The following is a 22,649-nucleotide window of genomic DNA, read 5'->3' as shown; positions in this document are numbered from 1 at the left end:
CGTCAGTTCGACGCGGCAGGTGCCGGTGCCGCTGGGGTCCGCGCTGCATTATCGTTTGCGGCCTGACCCTGATCCGATTGCAGATAGTTAAAGAACTCTGAATTCGGGGACAGCACCATGGACGACCGGCCAGACGCGGCAAAGCGCTCGTAGGCGGTCATGGAACGGTAGAATTCAAAGAACTCTGGGTCTGCGCCAAAGGCTTCGGCAAAGATGCCGTTACGCTCGGCGTCGGCTTCACCGCGTGTGACCTCGGCCAGACGGTTCGCCTCTGATGTGACCTCGACCACGGTGCGGTCTGCGGCAGCGCGGGTCCGCTGTGCGGCCTCGTTACCGCGTGCGACTTCGTCTGCGGCTTCGCGGTCACGTTCCGCAATCATCCGCTCGTAGGTCGCGTTCAGGTTTTCTGGCGGCAGGTCCGTACGCTTCAGACGCACGTCGATGACCTCTAGACCCAAGCTACGCGCCTCGGTGATCGCGTTGTTGCGGATGCGCAGCATCAGCGCGGCGCGGTCAGTGGACAGGATGTCGTTCGACGCAACCGTACCCAGCACGTTCCGGGTGGTATCGCGCAGAATGCCGTCCAAGCGACGCGCTGCGACCTCTTCGCCGCCCGCGCCAACAGCCTGACGGAACTGGCGCACATCGGCGATGCGGTAGCGTGCAAAGGCATCGACGACCAAGCGGCGGTCATCGGATGGCGTGACTTCCAGCGGGTCCAGATCACGGGACAAGATGCGGTCGTCATAGCGCACGACGTTTTGGATAAACGGGATCTTAAAGGCAAGACCCGGCTCTTCTTTCACTTTCACGATCTGACCAAATTGGAGCACCAGCGCTTTTTCACGCTCGTCCACGATAAACACCGAGGAGATGGCCACAATCAGCACGACAACGAGGACGGGGAGTAGGAAAATAGATTTCCGCATTAGTTTGTCCCTTCGGTCGTTTGCGTCTGAGGACGGCTAGAGCCGCCGCCCAGTTGGTTCAGCGGCAGATATGGCACGACGCCCTGCCCGCCTTGGGATTCGTCAAGCAGGATGATGTCCAACTCTCCTAGAACCTTTTCCATGGTTTCCAGATACAGCCGCTTGCGCGTCACCTCTGGGGCTTTTTGGTATTCCGTCAAAACGGCCGAGAAACGGCTCGCCTCACCAGAGGCTTCGTTCACAGTCTGCGCGCGATACCCTTCAGCTTGCTCGATGGTCTGAGCCGCTTGGCCGCGTGCCTCGGCCTCGACCCGGTTGGCATAGGCGTCAGCGACGTTCTGCAACCGGTCGCGTTCCTGCTCAGCGTCCTGCACCTTGCGGAAGGATGCAATGACGGGCTCTGGCGGATCGGCCTTGTCAAAGTTGACACGGATGATGTTCACGCCGGACTGATAGCTATCAAGCGTGCTTTGAATCTCGCTTTTCAGGCGTTCAGCAATCGAACCGCGATCCCGGTTTAGGATCGGCGCCAGCTGGCTTTGCGCGATGATTTCACGCATCACGGATTCAGACACAGCCTCGATCGTCTGTTCGGGATCGGCAAGGTTGAACAGGAAAAGCTGTGGATCAAGGATGTTCCACACGACCTGAAAGTCGATGTCGACGATGTTTTCGTCGCCCGTCAGCATCAAGCCCGCGTCCAAACCGGACCGGCTGGTGCCGATGTCGATGGACCGCTCTGACGTGACCGCCAGGACTTCACGCGTGACGATAGGCCAAGGCGCAAAGTTCAGGCCGGGGCCGTTGGTGGACATGTAATCGCCCAGCAGCAGCTCTACCGACTGTTCTTCTGGCTTGACGGTATAGATGGATGCCATGCCCCAAAGCACAGCCGCCGCCAGCACGCCAAGGCCAATGGTGCCGCGCGTCAGTGCCGGACCATTGCCGCCGCCTGTGCCGCCGCCGCCCGTGCCGTTGCCGCCGCCGCGTCCGCCCATCAGGACCCGCAGCTGTTCGCGGCCTTTGTTCATCAGCTCGTCGATCTCAGGAATTTGTGGCCCCTCGCCAGTGCGACGTGGTGGACGCGGCGGAGGGTTGGACCCATTGCCGTCGTTCTTACCCTGATTATCGTCGCCGCCGCCCCCCCAGGGGCCCCCGTTATTGCCTGCCATCGTGTGTCAGTCTTCCTTGATGTTACGATCCTGTTCGGACCCGTCAGTCTTTAGATCGGGCCAATGGCCCGATAATTCAAGTTGTCCGCACCGGTGTCTTCATCGTGACCAGCTCTTCGCCCATGGTTGGGTGGACGGCGCAGGTGCGGTCGAAATCTTCTTTTGTAGCGCCCATCTTGATTGCGATGGCCACCATCTGGATCATTTCGCCGGCATGGTCCGCGACGATGTGACACCCCAAGATCTTGCGGGTTTCGGTGCTGACAATCAACTTCATCAACACACGCTGGGGTGTATCCAAAAATGCAGTCTGCATCGGGCGGAACGCAGTGGAATAAACCTCGACGCTTTCGCCGCGGGCGATGGCGTCGTCTTCGGTTTCACCAATCGTGCCCAGTTCGGGCTGGGTGAACACGGCGCTGGCGATCAGTTCATGATCGACGGGCGTCGGGTTGCCCTTAAAGACGGTTTCGACAAAGGCCATGCCTTCGCGGATCGCAACGGGCGTCAGCTGCACGCGGTTGGTCACGTCGCCGATGGCATAGATCGACGGCACATTGGTTTGGCTGAACTCATCCACGACGATCTCGCCTTGGCGGCCAACATCGACGCCAGCCTCGTCCAGCCCCAGCCCCTTGGTGTTCGGGGCGCGGCCCGTGGCGAACAGCACGTGGTCGAATACCTTTTCGTCGCCGTTTGTCGCACGGGTCCAGATTGGGCCAGCGGCGCGGGCATCGGTAAAGCTTTTGGGGTTACCGCCCAGCGGGTTCGTGCCACCAGCCGCCGCGTCAGACCCTGCTGGGACGCGGCCCTTGGGGGCCTGATCGGCAGCGCAAAGCTCTGTGATGGTGGTGCCAGTATGCAGATCAATGCCCCGGTGGCGCATCGATTCAGCCAAAAGGCCGCGGGCTTCGTCGTCGAAGCCTTTCAGGATTTGCGCGCCGCGGTGATACATCGTCACCTTCACGCCAAGGCCCGCCATGATGCAGGCGAATTCACAGGCGATGTAACCGCCGCCGATGATCAGCAGCGTTTCGGGCAGCTTTTCCAGCAGGAACATGTCGTTGGACACGAGGCCCAGATCGCCGTTTTCCATGTCGGGGCGCACAGGGTGGCCGCCGGTGGCGATCAGGATGTGCTTGGCAGTGACAGAGTTGCCGTCACCCAGTTTGACCGTATGCGCGTCCGTGACCGTCGCGCGGCAGTCGTGGATTTCCACGTTAGAACCGTTCAGCAGCTTGCGATAAACGCCTTCAAGACGGTCCAGTTCGGCGTGCAGCTTGCCGCGAAACTTGTCCCAGTTGAAATCGCCAATGGTGGCGTCCCAGCCATAACCCTGCGCCTCTTCGACTTTTTCAGCATAGGTGGATGCGTAGACCATCAGCTTTTTCGGCACGCAGCCGCGAATAACGCAGGTGCCGCCCATACGGGACTCTTCGGCCAGGGCGACTTTTGCGCCTGTCTGCGCTGCCACACGGGCCGCACGCACACCGCCAGAGCCACCACCAATAACAAAAAGATCGTAATCGAAAGACATGTGCAGGCTCCGCGTTGCAAATTTCAGTCGCAACCTAGCCGCAACCGGTCCGAAAGGCCAACGCCCCCTACCGGAAAAGTGAGCGCAATGCAGATCAGTTTGACAAGAACGGAATCGGCAGACCTGCCACATTGGCCAGCAGCACAAAATTAAGCGTCAGCACCACGGTAGCGGCAAGGATCGCAAGGGATTTCAATACTGGACCGATAGTGAAGGCCCCCATCACCGATCGCTTGGACGAGAAGATCACCAGCGCGATCATCGGGATTGGCAGGGCGATGGACAGTACGACTTGGCTGGCCACCAGCGCCGTCGTCACGTTCACACCCATCGCCACGACGATAAACGCGGGCAGCATGGTCACGACGCGGCGGATCAGCAGCGGGATCCGCAGGCGGATAAAGCCTTGCATGATCATCTGCCCCGCCATGGTGCCCACCACGGATGACGACACGCCGCTGGCGATCAGCGATATCAGGAATGCCGCCGCCGCCATCCCGCCCAGCAAGGGTGTCAGGGTGTGATAGGCGGTCTCGATCTCGGCGACCTCTGGGTTGCCAGCGTGAAAAGCGCTCGCCGCCATCATCACCATGGCGATGTTGATCATGCCCGCGATGGCAAGCGCCACGACGACTTCGACGTTGGAAAACTTCAGCACACGGGCGCGTTCAGTGTCGTTCTTAATCTGCACACGGTTCTGCGTCAGGCCAGAATGCAAATAGATCGCATGGGGCATCACCGTCGCACCGATGATCCCCACGGAAATCGTCAATGCCGCAAGGTCCGGCATCTGCGGAATAATCGCGCCGCGCGCGGCCTCGCCCCATGCAATCGGGGCGATGAACAGCTCTGCCAGATAGCAAAGCCCGATGACGCCCACCAGCGTGCCGATCAGCAGCTCCATCGGGCGAAAGCCGCGATTTTCCACCAGAAGCAAGGCATAGGTCACGATGGCGGTGATCCCCATCCCTGCCATCAGCGGCATGTTGAACAGCAGCGCAAGACCAATGGCGCCGCCCAGAAACTCCGCCAGATCGGTCGCCATGGCGGCGATTTCCGACACGATCCACATCGCAATCACCACTGGACGCGAAAACCCATCGCGGCAATGTTCGGCCAAGTTCTTGCCCGTCACAATCCCCAGCCGCGCTGACAGCGCCTGAAACAGCATCGCCACAAGGTTCGCCATCACCACGACCCACAGCAGGGCATAGCCATAGCCCGCCCCCGCCTGAATGTTCGTCGCGTAATTGCCCGGGTCCATATAGGCGACGGACGCGATGACAGCAGGCCCGGCAAAGACCAGCCATGACCGCGGCCCGCGAATGCGGCCGGCCAACACATCATTCATGCGCTGCGACGTGCGATCGGTCAGGGATGTGCTGGGCGTGGACATATGGGCAGCCTGCCTTTTGCGAACGATTCGCAGCAATCTATGCACCCGCCCGTTGCAAACTGCCAGCGCCGCCTGCTTGTCTCTGATCTGTCATCTGATTATAGGACAACGTTTCATAGTTCCCGGCGAAAGGCCCCCGCAATGCAGACGCCTTATTACTTGATCGACAAAAGCCGCCTGCTGCCGAATCTGCAGAAGATTGCTTGGCTGACAGAGCATTCCGGTGCCAAGGCTCTGCTGGCGCTTAAATGCTTTGCGACCTGGTCGGTGTTCGATCTGATCTCTGAATACCTTGACGGTACCACGTCGTCGTCCCTGTTCGAGGTAAAGCTGGGCCGCCAACATTTCCCCGGCGAAACCCACGCCTATTCCGTGGCTTGGGCCAATCACGAGATTGATGATGTCCTGCGCAATTCCGACAAGGTGATCTTTAACAGCATCGGGCAGTTGTCCCGCTTTGAAGAGGTATCGCGCGGCCATACCCGCGGCCTGCGGGTCAATCCCGGCGTGTCGACATCGACCTTTGACCTGGCCGACCCGGCGCGCCCGTTCAGCCGCTTGGGCGAACATGACCCGGCTGCGATTGAAGCGGTGATCGACCAGATCAGCGGCTTTATGTTTCATAACAACTGCGAAAACGGCGACTTCGACCGCTTTGACGCGATGCTACAAGGGATCGAGGATCGCTTTGGCCATCTGATCGCGCAGATGGACTGGATCAGCCTTGGCGGCGGCATCCACTTCACCGGCGAAGGTTACCCGCTGGATAAGCTGGCCGCGCGGCTCAAAGCCTTTGCCGATACCTACGGCGTGCAGGTCTACCTTGAACCCGGCGAGGCGGTGATCACCAACTCCACCACGCTCGAAGTCTCCGTGCTGGACACGCTGCACAACGGCAAAAACCTTGCCATCGTCGACAGCAGCACAGAGGCGCATATGCTTGATCTGCTGATCTATCGCGAAAGTGCCAAAATCGCACCGAACGCCGGACCAGAGGACTGGATGATCTGCGGCAAGTCCTGCCTTGCGGGCGATATCTTTGGCGAATTCAAATTCCCCGCCCCGCTGGCTGCCGGCGACCGCATTAGCATTCAGGACGCGGCTGGCTATACGATGGTTAAGAAGAACTGGTTCAACGGCGTGCAGATGCCGTCCATTGCGATCAAGGAACTGGACGGCACGGAACGCCTTGTCCGCGCCTTTTCTTACGATGATTTCGCCGCGGCGCTGTCCTAAGCGCCCTTCACCCACCCAGACGACAGGGGATGTTACCGATGAAGAAGAACGTTCTAATTATTGGCGCCGGCGGCGTGGCTCAGGTTGTGGCGCATAAATGCGCGCAGAATAATGATCTGCTGGGCGACATTCACATCGCCAGCCGCACGGTGTCAAAATGCGATGCGATCATCGCCTCTGTCCATGAAAAATCCGCGATGAAGGTGGACGGCGTTTTGCAGGGCCACGCCCTAGACGCGCTGGACGTTGATGCGACATCCGCCCTGATCCGGGACACCGGCAGCCAGATTGTGATCAACGTCGGCTCTCCTTTCGTGAACATGTCGGTGCTGGACGCCTGCATCGCCACGGGTGCCGCCTATATCGACACCGCGATCCACGAAGAGCCGGGCAAGATTTGCGAAACGCCGCCGTGGTATGGCAACTACGAATGGAAAAAACGCGAAATCTGCGCCGAAAAAGGCATCACCGCGATCCTTGGCGCGGGCTTTGATCCGGGCGTTGTGAACGCCTATGCGCGCTATGCCATCGACACGTTTATGGACACTGTGACAGCCATCGACATCGTCGACATCAACGCGGGCAGCCACGGCAAATACTTCGCCACGAACTTCGATCCGGAAATCAACTTCCGCGAATTCACGGGCACGGTTTATTCGTGGCAGTCCGGCGCGTGGCAAGAGAATGAGATGTTCGAGGTTGGTCACGACTGGGACCTGCCCGTCGTCGGCACCCAGCGCGCCTATCTGTCCGGCCATGACGAGGTGCATTCGCTGTCCGCCAACTACCCGGACGCCGACGTGCGGTTCTGGATGGGCTTTGGCGCGCATTACATCAACGTCTTCACTGTGCTGAAAAACCTTGGACTGCTGTCCGAACAGCCCGTCACCACGGCCGAAGGGCTAGAGGTCGTGCCACTGAAGGTCGTCAAAGCCTGCCTGCCCGACCCCGCGTCGCTTGCGCCGAACTACACCGGCAAAACCTGCATCGGTGATTTCGTCAAAGGCATCAAAAACGGCCAGCCGGTTGAAGTCTTCGTATACAACGTCGCCGACCACGCCGAGGCCTACGCAGAGGTCGGATCGCAAGGCATTTCCTACACCGCAGGCGTGCCGCCCGTCGCAGCTGCCTTGCTGGTCGCAGACGGCACTTGGGATGCGAACGCGATGAAAAACATGGAAGAATTGCCGCCCGCCCCGTTCCTGACCCAGCTGGACCGCCTTGGTCTGCCGACCCGGGTAAAGGACGAAAACGGCGACCGTCCCTGGAACGCCTAAAAGGCGAAGGGGGCGATCACGCCCCCTTCGTCACATCTAAATTGGCAAACACGACCTGCCCTCCCCCTTCTTGCGGTTAAAAATACCTTGGGGGTTTGGGGGCAAAGCCCCCAAGCGGTCGCCTGAGCGCAGCTCAGGCGAAACCGGATCAGTCGCCCAGATCAGCGAAAATATTGCCGTCATCCAGAAAGTCGTAGCGCGTCTCATCAACTTCGCCTTTGTTGATGTCATGCACTTCGACCCGGCCATCGCCGTACCCGGTAATCACGATGTCACAGATGTCGATGAAAAGCCCGTTTTCAACGATGCCCGGGATCTGGTTCAGGACAAGGCTCAACTGACGCGCGTTGCCGATGCGGTTCAGGTGCAAATCAAGGATGTGGTTGCCCTCGTCCGTGATAAAAGGGGCCTGACCGTTCATGCGCAGGCTCGTCGTTGCCCCCATGACGTCCATGCCCACCAGCGCTTCTTCGACCAAGGCTTTTGATGTTTGCCAGCCAAAGGGGATCACTTCGATTGGCAGCGGGAAAGCCCCCAGCGTTTCGACCTTTTTGGATGCGTCAGCGATGACAATCATCTGATCGCTGGCGGTCGCCACGATCTTTTCCTGCAACAGCGCCCCGCCGCCACCTTTGATCAGGTTCAGCGCGCCGTCATATTCATCCGCGCCGTCGATGGTCAGATCCAGCCAGCGGGCTTCATCCAGAGAAATCACCTCGATGCCGACGTCGCGGGCCAGTTGCGCGGTGCGTGTGGATGTTGGCACGCCTTTGATCTTCAGGCCCTCGTCACGCACCAGCTCGCCCAGGCAGCGCACCAGCCATGCGGCGGTGGACCCGGTACCAAGGCCCAGCTTCATCCCTGATTCGACATAGTCGCAGGCGCGTTTTGCGGCGACGTATTTCGCCTTGTCGATGGGGGACAGGTCAACGGGCATGGCGTGGCTCCTTTAAAACACGGGCGCGTTATAGGCGGCGCAGGGCCTGCATGACAGGGGCAATTGCGCCGTTACCGCAAACACATGGCGAATTAAGAAACCGGCCCGCGCGGAACTCTTTCGCTTTGGCCTTCGTTACTGAAATAACGTCTGAAAGGTTTTGAATATGTTGCAACAGCCCGCGACCCGCCGCCGCGCAATGACTGGGGTGGGCAACACCACCGTCCTCAAAGGGATCGGCACCGCCCTGCCGGCGCATGAACTGGCGCAGTCCGACGTGCTGGACCAAGCGCGCGCGCTGCTGGCGCCCAAGTATCCCTTTTTTGAAAAGCTGGTGCCTGCGTTTGAAAACGCTGGCGTTGATAAGCGGTACAGTGTGATGCCGCTGGACTGGTTCGCCGCGGATCACGGCTGGGCTGACCGCGGCGCGGCCTATATGACCGGAGCCAAGGCGATGTTCATCGCCGCCGCTACCGATGCGCTGCAGGCGGCTGGCATCAGCGCCGACCAAGTCGATACCATCGTCACAGTCTCATCCACCGGCATCGCGACCCCCACGCTAGAGGCGCAGGCCCATGCAGAAATGGGCTTTCGCCGCGATGTGCGCCGGGTGCCCGTGTTCGGTCTGGGCTGCGCGGGCGGCGTGTCGGGCTTGTCCATCGCCCGGCGCTTGGCCGCTGCAGACACGGGCAGCACCGTCCTGATGGTCGCGGTCGAGGCATGTTCCCTGTCCTTCCGGTCCGACCGTCTGCAAAAGGCCGACGTGATCGCCACCGTGCTGTTCGGCGACGGTGCGGCTGCGGCTGTGATCGGCGCAGGCTCTGGCGCGGCGGGCGAAGTCACCTTGCATGAGGGGCACGAGCATCTGTTCCCGGACACCCTGCCGATCATGGGCTGGGACGTGGATGAAACCGGGCTTGGCGTGATCTTTGACCGCTCCATCCCCGGATTTGTCACCGACGAATTCCGCCCCGCCATCGCATCCATGCTGCAAGAGGCGCAGCTGGACCTAAGCCAGATCGACCGTTTCGTTTGTCATCCCGGCGGCACCAAAGTGGTCGAGGCGATCGAGGCGACGATGGACCTGCCCGCAGGCGCGCTGGACGCGGAACGCGCGACCTTGCGTGACTATGGCAATATGTCCGCCCCGACTGCACTGTTCGTGCTGAAACGTGTGCTGGCCGCTGGGCAGACAGGCAAGCTGGCGCTTTGCGCGCTGGGGCCGGGCTTTACCGCAGCCATGATGCCGCTTACGGTCGCGCCATGACAACCGGCACATTCCTCTTCCTCGCCTTCATCGTCGTGCAGCGGCTGGGCGAGCTTGTCATCGCCCGGCGCAACACGGCCCGCTTGATGGCCCGCGGGGCCTATGAGGTCGGTGCAGGTCACTATCCTGTCATGGTCGCCCTGCACTCTGCTTGGGTACTGGCGCTGCTGGTCTTTGGCTGGAACCAGCCGCTGCATATGGGCTGGCTGGCGTTTTATGCCGTGTTGCAGGTGTTTCGCGTCTGGATCCTAGGCACGCTGGGCGCGCGGTGGACCACGCGGATTATCGTGCTGGACGAGCCGCTTGTCGTGCGCGGCCCGTTCCGGTTTATCCCGCATCCCAATTATACCCTTGTCGTGCTGGAAATCATCGCAGCCCCAATGGTGCTGGGTCTGACATGGGTGGCCTTGGTCTTTACCGTGCTGAACGCCGCGATGCTGTACCACCGCATCGGTGTCGAAGACGGCGCGCTGCGCGGCACCGGTCGCCATGCGGCTGGCCCTGCTCGCCGTTAAAGCGTCGCTTTCGGACTGACGCGGGCTGCGGCTTTGGATAGGGTTGGCGCATGGAATCTGTGTGCCTTCATTATGCCCCCGACAATGCCTCGCTTTGTGTGCGGCTTGCTTTGGAATTTGCGAACCGCCCGTATCGTACTGCTCTGGTCAACCGCGCCGCTGCGGGTCAACGTAGCGCGTCTTATCTGCAGTTGAACCCGGCGGGATTGATCCCTGCGCTGGAAACACCCAGTGGTCCGATCTTTGAAACCGGCGCGATCCTGCTGTGGCTCGCTGACAGCGCGCCCGGCACTTTGATGCCTGCGCCGGATGCGCCCGGGCGCGGCGCGGCGCTCAGCTGGCTGTTTTGGATGTCGAACACGCTGCACCCGACGCTGCGGACGCTGTTCTATCCCGAACAATACCTGCCTGCCGCCCCGTCCAGCCTGCGTCACGCGGCCAAGCATAGGCTCGCCAGCCATCTTGATTTGCTAGAGGCAGAATGGTCCCCCGATCATGTGGCGCAGATGTGCTATCTTGCGCCGATGCTGCGCTGGCCCGCGCTTTATGGCGGCCCTGCGGGCTGGTATGATTTGGGAAACTGGCCCCGCCTGCATCTATTCGCGCAGGTGTTCGAGCAAATGCCCGCCACGAAGCGCGCCGCTGCGGCCGAGGGCCTTGGTGCCACACCGTTTTCCGCGCCGCACCACCCTATCCCACCAGAAGGCAGCCCCACCTGATGTTCGTATCCGTCTTCGACATGTTCAAGGTCGGGGTCGGCCCGTCGTCGTCCCATACCATCGGCCCCATGGTCGCCGCCGCGCGGTTCCTAGATCATTTGCGCGCGCAGCCCTTTGCCGTGGCGGGCGTCCGGGTGTCGCTGCACGGATCGCTGGCCTTTACCGGCGTGGGTCATGCCACCGACCGCGCCGTGATCCTTGGCCTGACCGGCATGCGCGCCGATGCCTATGATGCCGACATCGCAGAGGCCGCGTTAGAGCAGGTCAAGCAGACCGCACAGGTCGCACCCATGGGCCTGCCAGTGCTGCGGTTCCATCCTAAGGATGACTTGATCTTTGACTACGGCCCCGCCCTGCCCGGTCATGCGAATGGCATGATTTTCAAAGGCCTTGATAGCCAAGGTGACACGGTTACCCAGGTGACTTACTATTCCATCGGCGGCGGTTTCGTCCTTACGGAAGCAGAGCACGCCGCAGGCCGTGACGCCGACAGTGGCCCGCCCATCCCCTATCCGTTCAGCACCGCCACGCAGATGGTCCAGATGGCCGAAAGCAGCGGCAAATCCATTGCCCAGCTGAAACGCGACAATGAACGCAGCCGCCGCACCAGCCCTGACCTAGACACTGGCCTTCAGAATATCTGGGCAGTCATGTCGGATTGTATCGACCGCGGCCTTGCCACGGATGGTATCCTGCCCGGCGGGTTGAAAGTACGCCGCCGCGCGCGCGGCATTCATCAGGCCCTGCTGGCAGAGCGCGGGATGAACCAGCCTGCGCCTCATACGATCAACGATTGGATGTCCGCCTATGCCATGGCCGTGAACGAGGAAAACGCCGCTGGCGGCCGCGTCGTCACTGCGCCCACCAATGGCGCGGCGGGGGTTATTCCCGCAACAATCCGCTATTGGCTGGACCACGTACCAGGGGCAAGCGCCGCTGGCGTGCCTGATTTTCTGCTGACAGCGGCCGCGATTGGCGGGCTGATCAAGTTCAACGCCAGCATATCCGGCGCGGAATGTGGCTGTCAGGCAGAGGTCGGCTCTGCCGCTGCCATGGCCGCTGCGGGCCTGTGCGCTGTGCTGGGCGGCACCCCGGCGCAGATCGAAAACGCGGCAGAGATCGCGCTGGAACATCATCTTGGCATGACCTGCGATCCGGTGCGCGGGCTGGTGCAGGTGCCTTGTATCGAACGCAACGGTCTGGGCTGCATTAAGGCCGTCAGTGCCGCAAGCCTCGCGCTGCGCGGCGACGGTGTTCATCTGGTGCCGCTTGATGCCGCAATCGAAACAATGCGCCAGACCGGTGCGGATATGAGCGACAAGTATAAAGAGACCGCCCTTGGCGGCCTTGCCGTCAACGTGCCGAACTGCTGACCTGCGCCAAGACGCCTGCAACCACCGCGTCGCATTCGGATAGCGGCAAGGTCAGCAGGACCGGGCCAGTCACATCAAACGTCACCGCAGGCTGCGCCACCGCGTTAGAACTGCTGACCAAACCGTCCGGTGCCATTGCGCGGGACGCCAGATCCCACCTTAACCCGTGGCTGCTGACCTGCGCTTGGCCCAGCGGCAGAACGGCCGCCCGCAGGCCGGGCGACAGGTGCCACGTGCTGCGCCCCTGCGGCAGCAAGACACAGACATCATCCTGCGACACAAGAATCACGTGATGTGCCCGCAGCCGCGCCAGCGTGCCCAGCACCGCAAGCGTATGATCCAGCCGCCCGCCCAAAAATCCCGTCGCCATTATCAGCGGCGCCACGATTCGGGTCAGACATTTTTCGAAATCCGTGCTATCCTGTTCCGATACACGGTGCAGCCCACTGGCAAAGGCCGCGCCGGCCGCAACGCTCAGCGAATCCATGTCGCCAATTACCGCGATCGGCGTCAGCCCATGGCGCAGCGCATGGTCGGCCCCGCCGTCAGCGGCCACCACGGATGGCGCAACCTTTAGGCAGATGTTAAGCTGACTGTTGTCTGTATCAGCACCACCAAGCAAAGTGATTGGGGACGAGATGTGAACAATCGGGTCAAACATGGCGTATTGTCTCTTTTTTGTGGACCTGCCTTGAAAGTGCCACGAAATCAACCCGCCAGCACCGCCGGACTGTTCCGATTTGCGAACCAATTGCTGGTAAACAGGCTGTCACTAGGACTGGCAAAAAGCGAGCGAAATCATGGTTGAGTCGAGCAAGATTCTTACCGTTTCCTATGGCACCTTTTCGTGCACGTTGGAGGGATTTGAAGATTCCTTCTCTACGATGAAGGCGATTGCAGAATATTTCCGCGATCTGGCCGCAGGGGACCGTTATTTTGGGGCTGAACCCCCTACCCCCGATGCAGAAATGCTGACGCGGATCGCAGAGCGCGAGATTTCGCGCCGTGTTGATGTGCGATCAAGCGAGACGGGCATTGTGTTGCGCGCCTCTGAACCGGCCGCAGTGCCGATGCAGGTTGCAGCGCCAATGGCAGCTGCCGCGCCTGCACCTGCACCAACCCCGGCAGCGCCGGAACCTGCACCTGCACCTGTGCAGGCTGAGGTCGCCGCGCCAAGCGTTGCGGATGCACCGGCAGCAGTCGATGCGCCCACAGCCGATGTGCCCGCGCAAGACGCGGCTGACAGCGACGAATCGCCCGTCATGCCCCCCGCGCCGCGCCGTCCGGTTGAAACGGACACCATGCGTGAAAAAGCAATTGCAGCGGCCCGCGATGCAGCCCCGGTCGAGGCTGTGGCACAGCCCGCAGCACCCCGCACCGAGCCCCCTGCCCATCCCGATTCGGAAAGTGTCGCCGCCAAGCTGCAGCGCATCCGTGCGGTCGTCGGCGGCGTGAACCCCGCCACGGCACCCTCTGCCTTTGTAGAGGATCTGGAAGAGACGGCCCCGGTGGCTGGCGCGCCCGATGAACTGGAAACACCAGTCGAAACGGCAGAGCCTGCGCCAAAGGCCGAAACAGCTGCGGTAGAAGCCGTCGCTGAGGCCGAGCCTGAGACGGACGATATCGTTGCGGATGACACCAGCGACGCTGATATGTCCGGCGACGAGGCGACGTCTTTGGACCAGGACGATGCGGAAACGGATACGGCGGAAGTTGAAGCATCTGCACCTGTGGCAGACGCCCAGCCAGAAGCTAAGCCAGACGAAGCTGAGCCAGACGCGGCACCCACCGCCGAGGCGGACGAGACTGACGATCAGATCAGTGCCGTTCTGCGCAATCTACAGCGCGCGGGCCTGCGTGCGACGCAAGCAGATGCATCCCCCGAAGAGGCAGAAGCGGCCACCGCTCCTGCTGCGCCGCGTGGCCGCATTCTGCGCGTCACACGTCGCCAGCGCCCGGTTGAGGCAACTGAGGCTGTCGCGACATTGACCGCTGCGGATATTGCACAGCTGGCAGCTGAAAAATCGGAAGCCGCAGAACAGGCTACGCCGAAAGAGGCCGACGATGCGTCTGCAGCGTCAACCTCGGTTGCGGCGATGATGGCTGCGACACAAGACGCGCCGCAAGCGCAGGTCGACGTAGCTGATCTGGATGAAGCCGTTGATGACACGGCTAAGCTGTCCGACGACCGCGATGATGCGGCATCGACGATGATGCTTGATGACGCAGATGATATGTCGGATTTCGATACGCAGGCTGCGGATAGCACCCTGTCCGACGATGACGAGGCCGATCTGCAGCGCACCCTTGCGGCCCTGCGCCATGAGGATGATGCCGACACCGATACCGCGCCAGAAGTGGCACGCGCATCAGAAGTGGAAGCCGCCCCAGCCGCAGAAACGACACACAAGCTGCGCCGCGACCCGCTGCCCGACACGTCAGAGGCAGAAATGTCGCGGATTATGTCGCAAGCGAACGAGGAGCTGGCCGATCCAGAAGCAAGCCGTCGCCGCAATGCGATTGCCCAGCTGAAGGCCGCTGTCGCCGCGACAGAGGCGGCACGCCAACTGGGTGAAACCGGTGACAAGCGGGCCGAAGCAGAGGATGTGTTCCGCGAAGATCTGGATCAGGTTGTCCGCCCCCGGCGTGCCCCGCGTGCCGAAGGCACATCCGATCGCGGCGAACGCGCCCGTCCTGCTCCGTTGAAGCTGGTGCCAAGCCAGCGTGTCGATCTGGAAAAGGAACTGGCGCAGGACAAGGCCGACGGCCCGGTCCAACCGCGCCGCGTGGCAACCGCCGCCCCTGCGCCCACCCAAGAGGCCGGCAACTTTGCCGAGTTTGCAGAGAATATGGGCGCGACAAGCCTGCAGGACCTGCTGGAAGCTGCCGCCGCCTACACCGCATTTGTGGAAGGCTCGGAGGACTTCTCTCGTCCGCATATCATGCAAAAGGTGCGCCAGACTGTGTCAGAGGACTTCTCTCGCGAAGACGGTCTGCGGTCCTTTGGCACCTTGCTGCGCCAAGGCCGGATTGAGCGGGTCCGCAACGGCCGCTTTGCCGTATCCGAACGGATCCGGTTCAAGCCAGAGGCAATGGCCGTCGGCAGCTAACCTGTCCGGCAGATGCACAAACAAAAAGGCGGGGGTGAAAACCCCCGCCTTTTTTCATGTCAGTGACCGATTGAAATCAGTCTTTTTCGTCCGGATCGGCCTGACCTATCCCTTTGAATATGCTGCGGAACGGATAGGCCCACAGAATGCCAAGACCGACGTAGATCGCCAGTTCAAGCAGGAACGATGGCCTGTCCAGCGTCGACGTGATGGTCACGGCAACGATCATGTAAGTCGGCAAACCCAGCACCAAAATCAGCAGCGCCCAACGTTTGCGCGCCTTGTAGCTTAGATTGGCGAACCAGCCGTTCATCGTGCGGCGAACGGGTCGGTGACAAGGATCGTGTCCTCACGCTCTGGCGAGGTCGACACAAGCGCGACGGGGCAATCGATCAGCTCTTCGATGCGGCGGACGTATTTGATCGCCTGCGCAGGCAGATCGTTCCACGACCGGGCCCCTTCGGTCGATTCGGACCAGCCGGGCATTTCTTCGTAGATCGGCTTGCAACGTGCCTGTTGGTCTGCGGCGGTCGGCAGATAGTCCAGCACGGTGCCGTCCAGATCATAACCAGTGCAGATTTTCAGCGTCTCAAACCCGTCCAGCACATCCAGCTTGGTCAGGGAAATGCCTGACACGCCAGAGGTCGCGCAGGTCTGACGCACGAGGGCCGCGTCAAACCAGCCGCAGCGCCGCTTGCGGCCCGTGGTGGTGCCGAATTCATGGCCGCGCTGGCCCAGCTTTTCGCCGTCAGCGTCCAGCAGTTCGGTGGGGAACGGGCCTTCACCGACGCGCGTGGTATAGGCTTTGACGATGCCCAGCACGAAATCAATCGCGCCCGGTCCGACGCCCGTGCCAGTCGCAGCTTGGCCCGCGATCACGTTGGACGAGGTCACAAAGGGATAGGTGCCAAAGTCGATGTCCAGCAGCGCGCCTTGCGCGCCTTCAAACAGGATCCGCTTCCCCTCTTTGCGCTTGTCGTTCAGCACTTTCCAGACGGGAGCCGCGTAAGCAAGAATCGCAGGCGCGATCTCTCGCAGCTGCGCCAGCACCTCGTCCCGGTCGATCGGCTCTAGGCCCAGACCCCGGCGCAGCGCATCGTGGTGCACCAGCGCGCGGTCAATGCGCAGTTCAAGTGTGGCCGGATCGGCCAGATCGGCAACCCGAACAACGCGGCGGCCGACTTTATCTTCATAGCACGGCCCGATGCCGCGGCCGGTGGTGCCGATCTTGGCGACGCTGGCCTGATTTTCGCGGGCGCGATCAAGTTCGCCGTGGAACGGCAGAATCAGCGGTGTATTTTCCGCGATCATCAGATTTTCTGGATTGATATCAACGCCCTGCGCGCGGATCGTCTCGATCTCTTTCAACAGGTGCCAAGGGTCAAGCACGACACCGTTGCCGATGACGCTCAGCTTGCCACCGCGGACAACGCCGCTGGGCAGCGCGTGCAGTTTGTAGACCTTGCCATCGATCACAAGGGTATGGCCCGCGTTGTGCCCCCCTTGGAAGCGGGCGACGACATCGGCGCGCTCGCTCAGCCAATCGACGATCTTGCCTTTACCTTCGTCGCCCCACTGGGCGCCAACGACGACAACGTTTGCCATGATACTTGTCCTATTACGGAAATTCCGCTGTCCGCTATATGCGCCTTGGGGCAGGCATGAAACCGAAAAAGCAAAGCTGCGTGCGGATGTACCTTTCGCGCGGCGGCCTTTGGGGTTGCGGCATGGGGGCCAACGGCATAGATAGCGCCGAACCGCAGACAACCCGCAGGCCCGTCCTACATGGAAAACGTCGTCCTCGTCATTCACTTGATCCTTGCACTGTCGCTGATCGGCACAGTCCTTTTGCAACGCTCTGAAGGCGGCGGATTGGGCATTGGCGGTGGTGGCGGCGCGTCCACTGGGCGCCCGGCCCCGACTGCCATGGGCAAAGTCACATGGATTTTGGCGCTTGGGTTTATTGCCACATCAATCGCGCTGACAATCATTGCCGCCGAAAACGCGGCAGGTGCATCGGTCGTTGACCGCCTGCAGGATGCGCCGGTTGCGGATGCGCCCGCATCATCCGGTCTGGGCGACAATCTGTTGCCGCCGTCTGCAAGTGATGCGCCGCTGGTGCCGTCAGGCAACTAAGCCACTGATACCACAACACTTGGCCGGCCTTCGGGCCGGTTAATCAAAATATTGCGTCACGGGTTGCACGTGGGGGCCTGTTTCGGCTATCCGTCAATCCCGTGATGATGCGATCCAAAGTTGGATCGCAGGTCTGAATTATTGACACACACGGGGGCCCTTCCATGGCACGTTTCATCTTTATCACGGGCGGGGTTGTGTCGTCGCTAGGCAAGGGCCTGGCCTCTGCCGCACTGGGATCGCTGCTACAGGCGCGCGGCTATACGGTCCGTCTGCGCAAGCTAGACCCGTATCTGAACGTCGATCCGGGCACGATGTCGCCGTTTGAACATGGCGAAGTCTTTGTGACCGACGATGGCGCGGAAACCGACCTCGATCTTGGCCACTACGAACGCTTTACGGGCGTTGCAGCCCGCATGACCGATTCTATCAGCTCTGGCCGGGTTTATTCCACGGTTCTGGAAAAGGAACGCCGCGGCGATTATCTGGGCAAGACCATTCAGGTCATCCCCCACGTCACGAATGAAATCAAAGACTTCATCTCTATTGGCGAAGACGAAGTCGACTTTATGCTTTGCGAGATCGGCGGCACTGTCGGCGACATCGAAGGACTGCCGTTCTTTGAAGCGATCCGCCAGTTTTCCCAAGACAAGCCGCGCGGGCAGTGCATCTTTATGCACCTGACCCTGCTGCCCTATCTGGCCGCGAGCGGAGAGTTGAAAACCAAACCGACGCAGCACTCTGTCAAAGAATTGCGTAGCATTGGCATCGCCCCCGACGTTCTGGTCTGCCGGTCAGAACATCCGATCCCAGAGCGGGAACGCGAAAAAATCGGTCTGTTCTGCAACGTCCGCAAGGACGCCGTCATTGCGGCCTATGACCTGAAATCGATCTACGAAGCCCCCCTCGCCTATCACGCGCAGGGCCTTGACCAAGCTGTGCTGGACGCCTTTGGCATTGCCCCCGCGCCCGCGCCGAACCTGACGGTCTGGCATGACGTCGCCGACCGTATTCACAACCCCGAAGGCGAAGTGCGCGTTGCCATCGTTGGCAAGTACACCCAGCTTGAAGACGCTTATAAATCCATCGCCGAGGCGCTGACTCATGGCGGCATGGCAAACCGGGTGAAAGTCCGCATCGACTGGGTCGACGCCGAACTTTTCGACCGCGAAGACGCCGCGCCCTACCTTGAAGGTTTCCACGCGATCCTCGTCCCCGGCGGCTTTGGCGAACGCGGCACCGAAGGCAAGATCAAGGCGGCGCAATTCGCCCGCGAAAAAGGTGTGCCTTACCTTGGCATCTGCCTTGGCATGCAAATGGCCGTGATTGAGGCCGCGCGCAACGTTGCTGGCCTGACCACTGCCGGATCCGAAGAGTTCGACCACGAGGCTGGCGTTAAACGCTTTGAGCCTGTCGTCTATCACCTGAAAGAATGGGTGCAGGGCAACAAGACCGTCGCCCGCAAATCAAGCGACGCCAAAGGCGGCACCATGCGCCTTGGCGCCTATAACGCGACCCTGCGCGAAGGCTCTAAAGTTGCCGAAATCTACGGCACCACCGCGATCGAAGAACGCCATCGCCACCGCTACGAGGTCGACACCAAATACCGCGAACAGCTTGAGGCAACTGGCCTGTGCTTTACCGGCATGTCGCCCGACGGCAAGCTGCCGGAAATCGTCGAATGGAAAGACCACCCTTGGTTCATCGGCGTGCAGTTCCACCCGGAACTGAAATCCAAGCCCTTCGCGCCCCACCCCCTCTTTGCCGACTTCATCCGCGCCGCGGTTGAAAATTCGCGCTTGGTCTAAGCCCTCCGTCGCGACGTGATCGCGGTCCTTTCTTCTGGTCAAAAATACCTTGGGGGTATGGGGGCAAAGCCCCCACGGATCGGCCTGGCGGAGCAGGGTCGATCCTCACTCGCCCACGATATGCCCGACACAAAGCACAAAAAAAGGCGCGCCCCGCAGGACGCGCCTTTTTCAATTCAATAGCCGTCGCTTCAGAAGCTAAAGCGGCGTGTCACCAACACACTGGCGGTCGTCGCATTGTCGCTGCCCTGCTGAACGATGGGGCTGTCAGCCGCGTCGTTTGCGAACTCTTCATAGCGCACGGTGCCGGTCAGACCCCAATCCTCGGAAAACGCATAGGACGCGCTCGCCTCGATGCCTTGGGACAGCAGGCCGCCTTTGGCGTTGTATGCGGTCAGGGTGTTGCCGTTACCGGCCTCTGCGGCCTCTGCGGCGGTCACGCCGAAATACTGCTGGGCGTATTCATCATCGCCGAAAAAGAACCGCGGTCCGACACGCAGCTCGACCGGGGCGGACGGGCGATAGATCGCATCAGCGCCAAGTTCGCCAACCAGCGCATCGTGGCCGGTCACGCCTTTGCGTGCCAGCGCGAAGACGTAAAAGTTGTCTGCGGTGTAGGTCAGACCGCCACCCAGCTCGAGTGCGGCGTCGATCGTCTCGGTGCCGGCCAGCTCGGAATACTCAGCGCCGCTGCGCTCTCCGATGAAACGGACGGAGGCTGCAAAGCCAAAGCCCTGCGCTGTGCCGCCCTCAGATCCGCCGAGGCTCAGCGGGCCAAAGTTCAGCTCTTGGATGCTGAACGCACCCGTCAGGCTTGTCTCGTTCTCGGAGGAGCCGAAGTAGCTGGGGGCCGATTGTGGCCCAAGGCCGATCGACAGGGTGTTCTGGGCCGCAGCAGCGACGGGCAAAAGCGCCGTAACCAGCGCGGCGGACAGCAAGCGAGAGGACAACATGCGAAGACTTTCTGGGAAAGAGGTGTAATTGTTCGCACTCTAGCACCAATGCTTTGTGCAACAAGGCTTCACGGCCCCACCCGAACAGGTTAGGGCAATGTGATGCTTTCATATCAACACGCCTACCACGCCGGAAACATGGCCGATGTCCACAAGCACGCGCTGCTTGCTTGGATGCTGGATTACATGATCCAAAAACCCAAACCCTTGTCCTATCTGGAAACCCACGCAGGGCGTGCGGTCTATGATTTGCGCAGCCCCGAGGCGGTGAAAACCGGCGAGGCCGCGCAGGGCATCGCATTGGCGCAAGGCTGGTTTGCCAAGGATCATCCCTATGCGCGCGCGCTGGCGAAAAGCCGCGAACGCCATGGCCCGCACATCTATCCCGGCAGCCCGCAGATCGCGCTTGATACGCTGCGGTTCGAGGACAACGTGACCCTTGCCGAACTTCACCCAGCAGAGGCAGAGGCCCTGCGCGCCGCCCTGCCCGGCATCACCGTGACCCAGTCCGACGGACTTGCCATGGCCCTGTCGCGCTGCCCCCCAGATCCGCGCCGCGGCCTGCTGCTGTGTGATCCCAGTTGGGAGGTGAAGTCCGAATACGAGGATATCCCCGAATTCCTGCGCAAGCTGCACCGCCGCTGGCCCGTGGGTATTCTGGCGCTGTGGTATCCCGTGCTGACCGATGCGCGGCACAAGCCGATGCTGCGCGCGCTGCATCGCCAGTTTCCTGACGCGATATCCCACACCGTGAACTTTCCGCCTGCGCGGCCGGGGCATGGCATGGTGGGATCGGGCATGTTTGTCATCAATCCGCCCTACGGTTTCGTTGATGAAGCCAACGCCTTGTCACGGCTTTTTGCGCGGGTGCAGCCACAGACCTGACGCCCGACCCTTTCCGAACCTCTGCGCCGGCTCTATAACCATCTCATGTTTGCAGATCTGATCCGGCGCATGACCGCCCCCGCCCCCGACCGTATCCCCGACGCCGACGCCCGCCTTGCGCTGGGTGCTTTGCTTGTCCGTTTGGCGCGGGCGGATGGTCATTACGACCCGATCGAAAAATCCCGGATCGAGGCGATCCTGCGCCGCCGCTACGGCCTGTCCGACGCCAGCGACCTGCGCACGCAATGCGAGGCGCTAGAGGCCGAGGCCCCCGACACCGTCCGCTTTACCCGCGCGATTAAGGATGCGGTGGATTACGACGACCGCCTCGCGGTGATTGATGCCATGTGGCAGATCGTGCTGGCCGACGGCGAACGCGACGCGCAAGAAGACAGCATCATGCGCATGGTTGCCCCAATGCTGGGCGTCACGGACCAAGACAGCAACGCCGCGCGCCGTAGAATCGAAAACGCGGGCTAAGGCCCGTTGCATTCATATGGGTTTTGCGGCCATATCGTCCCCCATGAATACCGCACAAACACCCGTCATCGCGATCCGCAACCTGCACAAGGCTTACGGCAACCTAGAAGTGTTGAAAGGCGTGGATATCACCGCGCCTGCAGGTCATGTCGTGTCCCTGATCGGCTCGTCCGGGTCGGGGAAATCCACCCTGCTGCGCTGCGCCAACCTTTTGGAAGACAGCCAGCAAGGCGATATCATCTTTGACGGAGAGCCAGTGAAATGGAAGGGCACGGGCCTAAACCGCCGCCCTGCCGATCATGCCCAAATGATCCGTATCCGCACGAATCTGTCGATGGTTTTTCAGCAGTTCAACCTCTGGGCGCATATGACGATTCTGCAAAACGTGATGGAAGCGCCGCTGACCGTGCTGAAACGCGACCGGGCAGAGGTCGAAGACGCCGCCCGCCGCTATTTGGACAAGGTGGGCATCGGCGACAAAGCAGACGCTTACCCCGCCATGCTGTCCGGCGGCCAGCAACAGCGCGCCGCCATCGCCCGCGCCCTGTGCATGGAGCCAAAGGCGCTTCTGTTCGATGAGCCGACTTCTGCGCTGGACCCGGAACTGGAACAAGAAGTCGTGCGCGTCATCCAAGCGCTGGCCGAAGAAGGCCGCACCATGCTGATCGTGACCCACGATATGCGCATGGCCGCCGATGTATCCGACCACGTCGTGTTCCTGCACCAAGGCGTGATCGAAGAACAAGGCGCGCCCGGTGATCTGTTTACCAACCCGCAAACCGACCGCCTGCGCGGCTTTCTATCTGCCACCTTGCCCGCCTAGGCCACCTGACCTAGCGTCAGCCTATTCACGCTTGCCATTTTGCGGGTTTCGCATAACCCTCCGTCCGATCAACGGGGCGCAACGCCGCCCCATCCA

Annotated in this window: 21 protein-coding genes; 12 read left to right on the top strand and 9 right to left on the bottom strand. The window is 61.3% G+C overall.

Going from position 1 to position 22,649, the window contains the following annotated elements:
* Positions 1-2: 2 nt before the first annotated feature.
* The 4 genes from hflC to BM131_RS08250 all read right to left on the bottom strand — a co-directional run bounded on the left by hflC (position 3) and on the right by BM131_RS08250 (position 5,034).
* A complete protein-coding gene (gene hflC / locus BM131_RS08265) occupies positions 3-929 on the bottom strand; it encodes a protease modulator HflC (RefSeq protein WP_090188180.1) in 927 nt (308 codons plus the stop codon).
* Positions 929-2,101: an FtsH protease activity modulator HflK gene (gene hflK / locus BM131_RS08260; protein WP_090188178.1), complete on the bottom strand. Its 1,173-nt coding sequence runs from the start codon at positions 2,099-2,101 to the stop codon at positions 929-931. Before hflK ends, hflC begins: the two co-directional genes overlap by 1 nt.
* 76 nt (positions 2,102-2,177) lie before the next feature.
* Positions 2,178-3,638 (bottom strand): FAD-dependent oxidoreductase, encoded by a 1,461-nt coding sequence (locus tag BM131_RS08255; RefSeq protein ID WP_090188176.1) that lies wholly within the window; start codon positions 3,636-3,638, stop codon positions 2,178-2,180.
* Between the two features lie 94 nt (positions 3,639-3,732).
* Positions 3,733-5,034 (bottom strand): Nramp family divalent metal transporter, encoded by a 1,302-nt coding sequence (locus tag BM131_RS08250; RefSeq protein ID WP_090188173.1) that lies wholly within the window; start codon positions 5,032-5,034, stop codon positions 3,733-3,735.
* A gap of 141 nt (positions 5,035-5,175) precedes the next feature.
* Here BM131_RS08250 and BM131_RS08245 point away from each other — a divergent pair, with 141 nt between their 5' ends.
* Entirely contained in the window at positions 5,176-6,270 is a 1,095-nt protein-coding gene (locus tag BM131_RS08245; RefSeq protein ID WP_090188326.1) for a carboxynorspermidine decarboxylase, read from the top strand.
* A 38-nt stretch (positions 6,271-6,308) separates the two neighbouring features.
* The gene (locus tag BM131_RS08240; protein ID WP_090188171.1) at positions 6,309-7,547 is read left to right on the top strand and encodes a saccharopine dehydrogenase family protein; all 1,239 of its coding nucleotides are present in this window, start codon (positions 6,309-6,311) and stop codon (positions 7,545-7,547) included.
* 148 nt (positions 7,548-7,695) lie between these two features.
* On the opposite strand, the gene rpiA is transcribed toward BM131_RS08240, so the two are convergent.
* Positions 7,696-8,484: a ribose-5-phosphate isomerase RpiA gene (gene rpiA, locus BM131_RS08235; RefSeq protein WP_090188168.1), complete on the bottom strand. Its 789-nt coding sequence runs from the start codon at positions 8,482-8,484 to the stop codon at positions 7,696-7,698.
* Positions 8,485-8,650: 166 nt separating this feature from the next.
* Between rpiA and BM131_RS08230 the strand changes: the two genes are divergently transcribed.
* The 4 genes from BM131_RS08230 to BM131_RS08215 are packed head-to-tail and all read left to right on the top strand — an operon-like array spanning position 8,651 to position 12,358.
* Complete coding sequence (locus BM131_RS08230; protein WP_245754180.1) at positions 8,651-9,751, top strand: type III polyketide synthase; 1,101 nt, start codon at positions 8,651-8,653, stop codon at positions 9,749-9,751.
* A complete protein-coding gene (locus BM131_RS08225; protein WP_090188166.1) occupies positions 9,748-10,266 on the top strand; it encodes an isoprenylcysteine carboxyl methyltransferase family protein in 519 nt (172 codons plus the stop codon). The genes BM131_RS08230 and BM131_RS08225 overlap by 4 nt, the downstream gene beginning before the upstream one ends.
* Before the next feature lie 50 nt (positions 10,267-10,316).
* Complete coding sequence (locus BM131_RS08220; protein ID WP_090188163.1) at positions 10,317-10,985, top strand: glutathione S-transferase family protein; 669 nt, start codon at positions 10,317-10,319, stop codon at positions 10,983-10,985.
* Positions 10,985-12,358, top strand: coding sequence for an L-serine ammonia-lyase (locus tag BM131_RS08215; protein ID WP_090188161.1), 1,374 nt, complete (start codon positions 10,985-10,987; stop codon positions 12,356-12,358). The genes BM131_RS08220 and BM131_RS08215 overlap by 1 nt, the downstream gene beginning before the upstream one ends.
* Here BM131_RS08215 and BM131_RS08210 read toward each other — a convergent pair.
* Positions 12,339-13,019 carry a thiamine diphosphokinase gene (locus tag BM131_RS08210; RefSeq protein WP_090188158.1) on the bottom strand — a complete coding sequence of 227 codons (681 nt, stop codon included), beginning with the start codon at positions 13,017-13,019 and terminating at the stop codon, positions 12,339-12,341. The genes BM131_RS08215 and BM131_RS08210 overlap by 20 nt on opposite strands.
* Positions 13,020-13,242: 223 nt before the next feature.
* Between BM131_RS08210 and BM131_RS08205 the strand changes: the two genes are divergently transcribed.
* Positions 13,243-15,468: a hypothetical protein gene (locus BM131_RS08205; RefSeq protein WP_175499225.1), complete on the top strand. Its 2,226-nt coding sequence runs from the start codon at positions 13,243-13,245 to the stop codon at positions 15,466-15,468.
* Between the two features lie 76 nt (positions 15,469-15,544).
* Here the strand turns inward: BM131_RS08205 and BM131_RS08200 are convergent, their stop codons facing one another.
* Both BM131_RS08200 and BM131_RS08195 read right to left on the bottom strand, forming a co-directional pair.
* Positions 15,545-15,781 (bottom strand): DUF2842 domain-containing protein, encoded by a 237-nt coding sequence (locus BM131_RS08200; protein WP_090188153.1) that lies wholly within the window; start codon positions 15,779-15,781, stop codon positions 15,545-15,547.
* Positions 15,778-17,073, bottom strand: coding sequence for an adenylosuccinate synthase (locus BM131_RS08195; protein WP_090188151.1), 1,296 nt, complete (start codon positions 17,071-17,073; stop codon positions 15,778-15,780). The genes BM131_RS08200 and BM131_RS08195 overlap by 4 nt, the downstream gene beginning before the upstream one ends.
* 180 nt (positions 17,074-17,253) lie before the next feature.
* Between BM131_RS08195 and secG the strand changes: the two genes are divergently transcribed.
* Positions 17,254-17,604 (top strand): preprotein translocase subunit SecG, encoded by a 351-nt coding sequence (secG, locus tag BM131_RS08190; RefSeq protein WP_090188148.1) that lies wholly within the window; start codon positions 17,254-17,256, stop codon positions 17,602-17,604.
* A 164-nt stretch (positions 17,605-17,768) separates the two neighbouring features.
* Entirely contained in the window at positions 17,769-19,412 is a 1,644-nt protein-coding gene (locus BM131_RS08185; RefSeq protein WP_090188146.1) for a CTP synthase, read from the top strand.
* 191 nt (positions 19,413-19,603) lie between these two features.
* On the opposite strand, the gene BM131_RS08180 is transcribed toward BM131_RS08185, so the two are convergent.
* A complete protein-coding gene (locus BM131_RS08180; RefSeq protein WP_090188143.1) occupies positions 19,604-20,365 on the bottom strand; it encodes a MipA/OmpV family protein in 762 nt (253 codons plus the stop codon).
* Between the two features lie 102 nt (positions 20,366-20,467).
* On the opposite strand from BM131_RS08180, the gene rlmJ reads away from it, so the two are divergent.
* From rlmJ to BM131_RS08165, 3 genes are read left to right on the top strand one after another with little or no spacing between them, the layout of a single operon-like run.
* Entirely contained in the window at positions 20,468-21,250 is a 783-nt protein-coding gene (rlmJ, locus tag BM131_RS08175; RefSeq protein WP_090188142.1) for a 23S rRNA (adenine(2030)-N(6))-methyltransferase RlmJ, read from the top strand.
* 45 nt (positions 21,251-21,295) lie between these two features.
* Positions 21,296-21,730: a tellurite resistance TerB family protein gene (locus BM131_RS08170; RefSeq protein WP_090188139.1), complete on the top strand. Its 435-nt coding sequence runs from the start codon at positions 21,296-21,298 to the stop codon at positions 21,728-21,730.
* A 43-nt stretch (positions 21,731-21,773) separates the two neighbouring features.
* The gene (locus BM131_RS08165; protein ID WP_090188320.1) at positions 21,774-22,553 is read left to right on the top strand and encodes an ABC transporter ATP-binding protein; all 780 of its coding nucleotides are present in this window, start codon (positions 21,774-21,776) and stop codon (positions 22,551-22,553) included.
* The last annotated feature ends 96 nt before the right edge of the window (positions 22,554-22,649 follow it).

This window comes from Loktanella salsilacus (assembly GCF_900114485.1).
GTDB classification, from domain to species: Bacteria; Pseudomonadota; Alphaproteobacteria; order Rhodobacterales; family Rhodobacteraceae; genus Loktanella; species Loktanella salsilacus.
The sequence above is the reverse complement of the archived record's forward strand: the minus strand, read 5'-3'. Positions and strand labels throughout refer to the sequence as shown.

Excerpts from the sequence above, each read along its gene's own strand:
- hflC (WP_090188180.1), bottom strand. The coding sequence starts at position 929 with ATGCGGAAATCTATTTTCCTACTCCCCGTCCTCGTTGTCGTGCTGATT.
- hflK (WP_090188178.1), bottom strand. The coding sequence starts at position 2,101 with ATGGCAGGCAATAACGGGGGCCCCTGGGGGGGCGGCGGCGACGATAAT.
- BM131_RS08255 (WP_090188176.1), bottom strand. The coding sequence starts at position 3,638 with ATGTCTTTCGATTACGATCTTTTTGTTATTGGTGGTGGCTCTGGCGGT.
- BM131_RS08250 (WP_090188173.1), bottom strand. The coding sequence starts at position 5,034 with ATGTCCACGCCCAGCACATCCCTGACCGATCGCACGTCGCAGCGCATG.
- BM131_RS08245 (WP_090188326.1), top strand. The coding sequence starts at position 5,176 with ATGCAGACGCCTTATTACTTGATCGACAAAAGCCGCCTGCTGCCGAAT.
- BM131_RS08240 (WP_090188171.1), top strand. The coding sequence starts at position 6,309 with ATGAAGAAGAACGTTCTAATTATTGGCGCCGGCGGCGTGGCTCAGGTT.
- rpiA (WP_090188168.1), bottom strand. The coding sequence starts at position 8,484 with ATGCCCGTTGACCTGTCCCCCATCGACAAGGCGAAATACGTCGCCGCA.
- BM131_RS08230 (WP_245754180.1), top strand. The coding sequence starts at position 8,651 with ATGTTGCAACAGCCCGCGACCCGCCGCCGCGCAATGACTGGGGTGGGC.
- BM131_RS08225 (WP_090188166.1), top strand. The coding sequence starts at position 9,748 with ATGACAACCGGCACATTCCTCTTCCTCGCCTTCATCGTCGTGCAGCGG.
- BM131_RS08220 (WP_090188163.1), top strand. The coding sequence starts at position 10,317 with ATGGAATCTGTGTGCCTTCATTATGCCCCCGACAATGCCTCGCTTTGT.
- BM131_RS08215 (WP_090188161.1), top strand. The coding sequence starts at position 10,985 with ATGTTCGTATCCGTCTTCGACATGTTCAAGGTCGGGGTCGGCCCGTCG.
- BM131_RS08210 (WP_090188158.1), bottom strand. The coding sequence starts at position 13,019 with ATGTTTGACCCGATTGTTCACATCTCGTCCCCAATCACTTTGCTTGGT.
- BM131_RS08205 (WP_175499225.1), top strand. The coding sequence starts at position 13,243 with ATGAAGGCGATTGCAGAATATTTCCGCGATCTGGCCGCAGGGGACCGT.
- BM131_RS08200 (WP_090188153.1), bottom strand. The coding sequence starts at position 15,781 with ATGAACGGCTGGTTCGCCAATCTAAGCTACAAGGCGCGCAAACGTTGG.
- BM131_RS08195 (WP_090188151.1), bottom strand. The coding sequence starts at position 17,073 with ATGGCAAACGTTGTCGTCGTTGGCGCCCAGTGGGGCGACGAAGGTAAA.
- secG (WP_090188148.1), top strand. The coding sequence starts at position 17,254 with ATGGAAAACGTCGTCCTCGTCATTCACTTGATCCTTGCACTGTCGCTG.
- BM131_RS08185 (WP_090188146.1), top strand. The coding sequence starts at position 17,769 with ATGGCACGTTTCATCTTTATCACGGGCGGGGTTGTGTCGTCGCTAGGC.
- BM131_RS08180 (WP_090188143.1), bottom strand. The coding sequence starts at position 20,365 with ATGTTGTCCTCTCGCTTGCTGTCCGCCGCGCTGGTTACGGCGCTTTTG.
- rlmJ (WP_090188142.1), top strand. The coding sequence starts at position 20,468 with ATGCTTTCATATCAACACGCCTACCACGCCGGAAACATGGCCGATGTC.
- BM131_RS08170 (WP_090188139.1), top strand. The coding sequence starts at position 21,296 with ATGTTTGCAGATCTGATCCGGCGCATGACCGCCCCCGCCCCCGACCGT.
- BM131_RS08165 (WP_090188320.1), top strand. The coding sequence starts at position 21,774 with ATGAATACCGCACAAACACCCGTCATCGCGATCCGCAACCTGCACAAG.